The organism is Butyrivibrio sp. LC3010, from assembly GCF_000424385.1.
GTDB lineage: Bacteria > Bacillota > Clostridia > Lachnospirales > Lachnospiraceae > Butyrivibrio.
In genome coordinates, this window is sequence record NZ_AUJU01000036.1 from 22089 (window position 1) to 28088 (window position 6000).

Consider the following 6000-nt stretch of genomic DNA (forward strand, 5'->3'; position numbering starts at 1 on the left):
GTTCGTTCATTACTTTGTTAAACCATTTGGTTAATCGCTTTACCAGACTATAACTTATATTGGTTAATCGGTCAACCTATATTTTACTTTTTCTATACATTATCTAAATCGGGCTTTCAAATATTATGTATTTTGTACAATTGATTTTTTAAGGCTATTATGTTATGCGCTTTACCTTGTTTGCATAATTAAGACCCTCCATATGGCTATGAAGGGTCTTTTCTATGGATTACTTTCTTATATCAGTTGATTAAATTCCAATTTTGTCCGCAAGAAATCTTGTATTTTTACTTTTATAACATTCTTAACTAAATGCAAACTTGTTTATCTTGTCATAATAAAGAATGACCAGGGTGCCAAAATGCTTGAATCCAGAGGATTTTCGCCATTTTCCTGATAAATCCCGTCTGCTCCTGAGTAAAGAACCTCTTCATCACCGGTTAATATTTCACTTAAATTAACTTCCTGCTCCTTTTTGGAGAGATTGTACACACATACTATTTTGTCATCTCCCTGTGTTCTTTCAAAAGCAAGAATATTCTTGTTATCGTTTGCATAAACCTCAAATTCTTCATCCTGATTGCCGGCCTGCAGTGCTTCATGATCTTTCCTCATAGCTGACAGGTCTGCTATCAGCCCTCTGTAGTCACCGGTGCCATTATCCCAATCGATAGTGTCCTTTTCCATAAAGGCAATGGCATGGTCATAACCGATTTCATCTCCGGAATAAACCATGGGAATTCCAGGCAGAGTGAATGCAACACTATACATAGCAGGCAGTGCAGCACTGTCAAATGCCTCGTTTATTGTTCTGTCATATGAGTTAACATCATGGTTATCGAGGTAATTCATGCCAAAAGTATTATTATCATTGCCGGGGATATAGAGCTTTATCTTATCCGCTTTCTTTTGATCCTTAGCTACGGCAACAAAAGTTTCGTAAAGCTTTGTATTGTAATTGGAGTCAAATGCGTAGTTGAGGTTACTTCCGGCTGCTCCTCCAAGATCTTCCTCCAGCATATATACGTCTTTTACTTCATCGAGAGCTTCTCTTGCCTGCTCCCAGAAATCCACCGGAACACCGGACGCATAATCACATCTAAAGCCGTCAATATCGAATTCTTCAACCCAATATTTCATGCTGTCTATCATCTCTTTTCGCATGTCCTCATTGTCATAGTTGAGATCTGCGACATCAGGCCATCCCATTCCTTCAGGAGAAATGATCTCGCCATTTTTCTGTGTATACCAGTCGGGGTGCTCTGTGATCCAGGCATTATCCCATCCTGTATGGTTTGCAACCCAGTCAAGCATTACGTGAAATCCCATATCATGTGCTTTGTTTACAAGGGCTCTGAAATCCTCCAGATTGCCAAACTCTGGGTTTACATCCTTATAATCGCTTACTGAATAATAGGAACCAAGTACCCCGGATCTGTTTGTCTCAGAAATCGGGTGAATAGGCATAAACCACAAAGTGTTTATTCCCATATCCTTTAACTCCTGAAGGTGCTCTGAGAATTCATTGAAGGATCCTGATTCCGTATACTGTCTTAGGTTTACCTCATAAAGAACAGCATCCTTTGTCCAATCAGGTGCTTCAGATGTCTTCTCTGCGGAATCCTCTGCTACCTCATCTGTAGTAGCTTCTGTACTATCCTGTGCGTCTTCCTGTTCTGTATTTTCAGCTTCAGTACCCTTATCTGCCAAGGCTCCTTCATTAGAAGCTTCATCACTTGTTTCACCATCATTTACTGTGTTTTGCTCATTTGTATCGGCTGCTGTCTGGTTTTGACTATCAGTCCCTGCACTATTGCCACATCCGGATACAAATACTACCGCACCGGCAGCATAAGCCACTAACATTCTTGCAATCTTGTTTTTCACTATAACGCTCCTTTCAGCTATACATACGGCTTCTTCAGCCTTATTAACCAACAAATATCAATAATTAAGTAAAGCGTTTAACCTTTGAAGTAATATAAATCCATTCATCCCATATAGTCAACCACAAGTTTTATTGTGTTATATTATTTACCTTTTATCGTATATAACTTCCCGAAGCCAACTAATGAGTAATTCAATCCCTACAGTCACTTAAATGACCTCATTAAGTGCTCTGCTAAAACAAAGGAACTGCCACAAATACTCATCTCATGCGGCAGCTCCTGGATATACTATTATATTTACTTGTGATTCAGATCAGTTAGTCAAAATAACTGATGGTATCTGTAAGGTCACCTGCCAGTTCTCTCAGTCCCTCTGCGCTTTCACTTATCTTTGAGAAGGTGTCAGAGAGTGCTTCCATTGATGCGTTGGTCTCTTCTGTCGATGCTGCATTCTCTTCGGAAATAGCTGACAGATCCTGGATAATCTCATCAAGGTTATTTTTAGACCTTTTTAGTCCTGTTACATCAGATATGATTTTCTCCGCACTTTCGGAAACATAATCAATTCCCTGTTGCATCTTATCCATGGAATCCCTGGTAGTATCAAGCTGTTTTCCCTGCTCTTCTATGTTATCAATGAGGAGCTGCACTACCTGAACAGATTCACCTGCATCCTTCATCAGATCATTAGTAATCTCATTTATCTTATCTGCACTTTGCTTACTTTGTTCTGCAAGACTTGATATCTCGCTTGCTACTACTGCAAAGCCTTTACCTGCTTCTCCTGCTCTTGCAGCCTCAATAGATGCATTGAGTGACAATAGATTGGTCTGTGTTGCTATACTGTTAATCGCCTCAGTAAATTCCGAAATAGCCTTAGCACTCTGATCTGTTCTGGTAATAGTTGTTGATATGGTCTCAACAGATTCTGCAACCTTTTTGGCCTGATCGATAAGAAGATTCAGTGCTTCCTGAGTTCCTTTACAGTTCTCAGTCATTTTGGATGATGCAACATTAAGAACATCAACGCTCTCAGAAATACTGTCTATTCCACTGCCCATCTGCGCTGTTTCACCAACTGCATTTTGTATGCTTTCAGCCTGCGATGCCGCACCCTTTGATATTTCGCTTACTGCTGTTGTTATCTGAGTTGCTGCATGGGAAGCACTATCACTGTTTTTAGCAAGCTCTGTTCCTGATTCTGTCAGTTCCTGCGACATATTCTTTGTTTTTCCAATAATATTTCCAAGCTGTCCTATCAGGTTGTCCATGCTGCTACCAATTTCTCCAAGTTCATCATTTCTATCCTTGACTTCCTGATCAACATCGATGGAAAGTGTACCGTCTGCAAGCTTGGTAAGGTCGCCGGAAAGGGATTTCATTTTGGATGAGAGCCTGCGGTTTAAAACATAGCCGAAAATAATGACAGCTACAAGAATTACAATACTGATTATTACAAGCACCAGAGTAATGCCAATTATTGCTCTTGATACATCGCCGGCATTTCTTCCGGTAAAGCAAACACCTGCTATTGAGCCATCAGAATTTTCCATCGGTGTGTAATATCCAAAATACTGCGTTCCTTCAATTATCAAATTTGTGGAGTAATAATTGTTTCCACTTCTAACAGCGCTTAAAGCTGCACTGTCAACCTTTGTACCTTTTAATTTTGTGCCACTGGTATTTGTCATAGTTGTAATTATGGCAGAATCACCGTAAAACAGGGTATACTCTATACCGGTTTCAGCCTTTAGCTCATCCATCTCACGCTCAAACTGTTCCATTACATCCGTACCACCCTTTAACAGTTTGCCATCTGATGAAAGCTCCCAGTCACCATCATGTTCATTTGATAGTTGGCTTTGAAGATGAGCTGCTGTGGCATGTAGCTCTTCAACTATGAGTTCTCTGTATGTTCCGTTTATTCTAAAGGCACTTATGGAGAACAGAAAAACAGCAGTGACAATTACAGCTAAAATCGCAATAGTAATAAGTTTCCCAACGAGTCCAATTCTTGACCTTTTACCCATCACATTATCCTCTTCTTTCTGTTATCCTTTACCTTCAATAGTTTCTATCACATTCTCTGAATCTCCATGAGCTGAATCATCCACGGATTCCTCAGAGGATTTGTCTGTATCGCTCTCATTGTCAGGTACATCCTGGGTGTTTTCTTTTTCATTTGACTCATTTTCTGCAGATGCTTCATCGCTTGATTCCTCTTTTATCTCATCGGCAGCTTCGTCAGCAGTTTCTTCGGATGATCCTTCTGCCGCTTCTTCACCGGCAGCATCCTCTTCTGCTATTTCTTCTGCTGCTTCTTCACCAGCATCCTCTTCTGCTATTTCTTCTGCTACTTCTTCACCAGCATCCTCTTCTGCTATTTCTTCTGCTACTTCTTCACCAGCATCCTCTTCAGCTACTTCTTCAGATACCTCTTCTTCAGCGGCCTCTTCCGTTTCAATGGGTGCCAGAATTCCTGCTACAAGCTCATCCAATTTAGCCTGCAGATTGCTGTCATCTATCTCTCCATTATAGGCAGCTTCTCCAAACGCCTGCATACTTCCCCAATAATTACCCATCTGCGGAATTGAAGGCTGATTGGTAGCAAAAACCGCCTGACTGTTCAGCGCAGTAGCTGCCAGATCATTACTTATGTCTTCATTGTCTGCCAGGTTCTGTAAAACCGGAATATCACCACTTGCTGCAAATCTTCTTGCGGAGCTGTCCTTATTTGCAAGATACACAGCAAGTTTTTCAGCGGCTTCCGGATATTTTGTTTCTGCACTTACTGCAACGGTTTTAAAATCTACAAAATTGGATAACTGCCCAGGATCACTTCCCATCTTAGCTGTAGGAAGCGCTGCAGAACCAAGCTTATCGCCAAGCGCAGCCTTTAAATCGGGCGCGTTCCAGGCACCGGTCGTATATGCACCGACTTTTCCCTCTGCAAAGGCATCAAATCCTGCATTTTCAATATCCTCCAGATACTTGGGATTCTGAACAAGCTGAAGTATATACTGTCCTGCCTCAAGACCTTTTTCGTCATTAAAGGTACAAATTGCAGGATCCTTGCCGTCCTCACCAAACAAAGAACATCCATTTCCGAGGAAAAACATCTCCAGATACCATGAATTTGTGATTGATGAACTGAAATTATATACTCCATCTCCCAGATTCTTGCTCATCATAGTATCCAGGCTTTGGATTTCAGACTCGTTAAAGAAGTTTTTATTATAAAACATGAAAAATGAATTAGGCGAGGTAGGCACCGCGTAAACCTTGCCATCCGTAGTAACCGCACTTACTGAGCTTTCAGGCAGATCAACCTTAAGCTTGTCAAAATCATATTCTATGGGTGTAAGCAGCCCCTTTTGAGCCATTGACTCCACTCCACCACTTGGCAGGTAGAATATATCTGCTGCGGTGACACCTTCCTGTCCAACCTCCTCAGATGCTTCATCTATGCCCTTGGCCTCAATCGTATAGCTTATCTCATATTCCTCATGAACAGCATCAAAATTGCGCACAAGCTGATCAACCATAGGAATTTCGCCCTCAGGTATCCAAAGCTTAAGCGATATTGACTGAGCTACCGGCTTTTCCTTGGGAGTTCTTGGTACCACAACTCCGCTTGAAGAAGCGCAACCTGTCGAAAACAGCGTTAGAATCATAGCCATACTTACGCCAAGAATTCTTATCCGTGGAGTATAATTAGCCATTCTCATAGTTTGTGCCTCCTTTCTAATAATGGTAGTGTCAAATTTACTACCTCTTTTTTGTTCTAAAGCCTTGATTTATCGGGAGTTCAAAATAAAATGAGCATTGACCTCCCTTTTTGGTATAATGTCAGCGACCAAACTCACAAAAAACCAGGAGACAATGCTCGTGAACATTATACTTTATTTACTTGAAATCATCCACCAACTCTATCAGCAGAATTGCTGGCTGGTAAACTTCATATGCAGATATATACCGCTAAAACAGTGGGCTTTCGACGATTCCCATTCTCCCAAATATCAAAAGTTCAAAGTTGATAAGCTTCCCGTCATCATAAAAGTAGAGCCATGGGATTACCGTGATTTCATGGCTTATCTTAAATGGCGCTACC

The 6000-nt window shown here is 41.0% G+C and carries 3 protein-coding genes and 1 pseudogene; 1 reads left to right on the plus strand and 3 read right to left on the minus strand.

Annotated elements, in window-relative coordinates; translation table 11 throughout:
* Nucleotides 1-324 precede the first annotated feature (324 nt).
* From G622_RS23570 to G622_RS23575, 3 genes are all read right to left on the minus strand, one after another.
* A complete protein-coding gene (locus tag G622_RS23570; protein ID WP_049945940.1) occupies nucleotides 325-1887 on the minus strand; it encodes an alpha-amylase family glycosyl hydrolase in 1563 nt (520 codons plus the stop codon).
* Between the two features lie 319 nt (nucleotides 1888-2206).
* Nucleotides 2207-3919, minus strand: coding sequence for a methyl-accepting chemotaxis protein (locus tag G622_RS0117895; RefSeq protein WP_026511823.1), 1713 nt, complete (start codon nucleotides 3917-3919; stop codon nucleotides 2207-2209).
* Between the two features lie 21 nt (nucleotides 3920-3940).
* Nucleotides 3941-5617: an extracellular solute-binding protein gene (locus G622_RS23575; protein WP_081675397.1), complete on the minus strand. Its 1677-nt coding sequence runs from the start codon at nucleotides 5615-5617 to the stop codon at nucleotides 3941-3943.
* A gap of 160 nt (nucleotides 5618-5777) precedes the next feature.
* On the opposite strand from G622_RS23575, the pseudogene G622_RS26340 reads away from it, so the two are divergent.
* Nucleotides 5778-6000 (plus strand): annotated as a pseudogene (locus G622_RS26340) (transposase); the annotation flags it as partial.

What these genes read in the sequence shown, in the direction of transcription:
- G622_RS0117895 (WP_026511823.1), bottom strand. Translation starts at nt 3,919, where the DNA reads ATGGGTAAAAGGTCAAGAATTGGACTCGTTGGGAAACTTATTACTATT.
- G622_RS23575 (WP_081675397.1), bottom strand. Translation starts at nt 5,617, where the DNA reads ATGAGAATGGCTAATTATACTCCACGGATAAGAATTCTTGGCGTAAGT.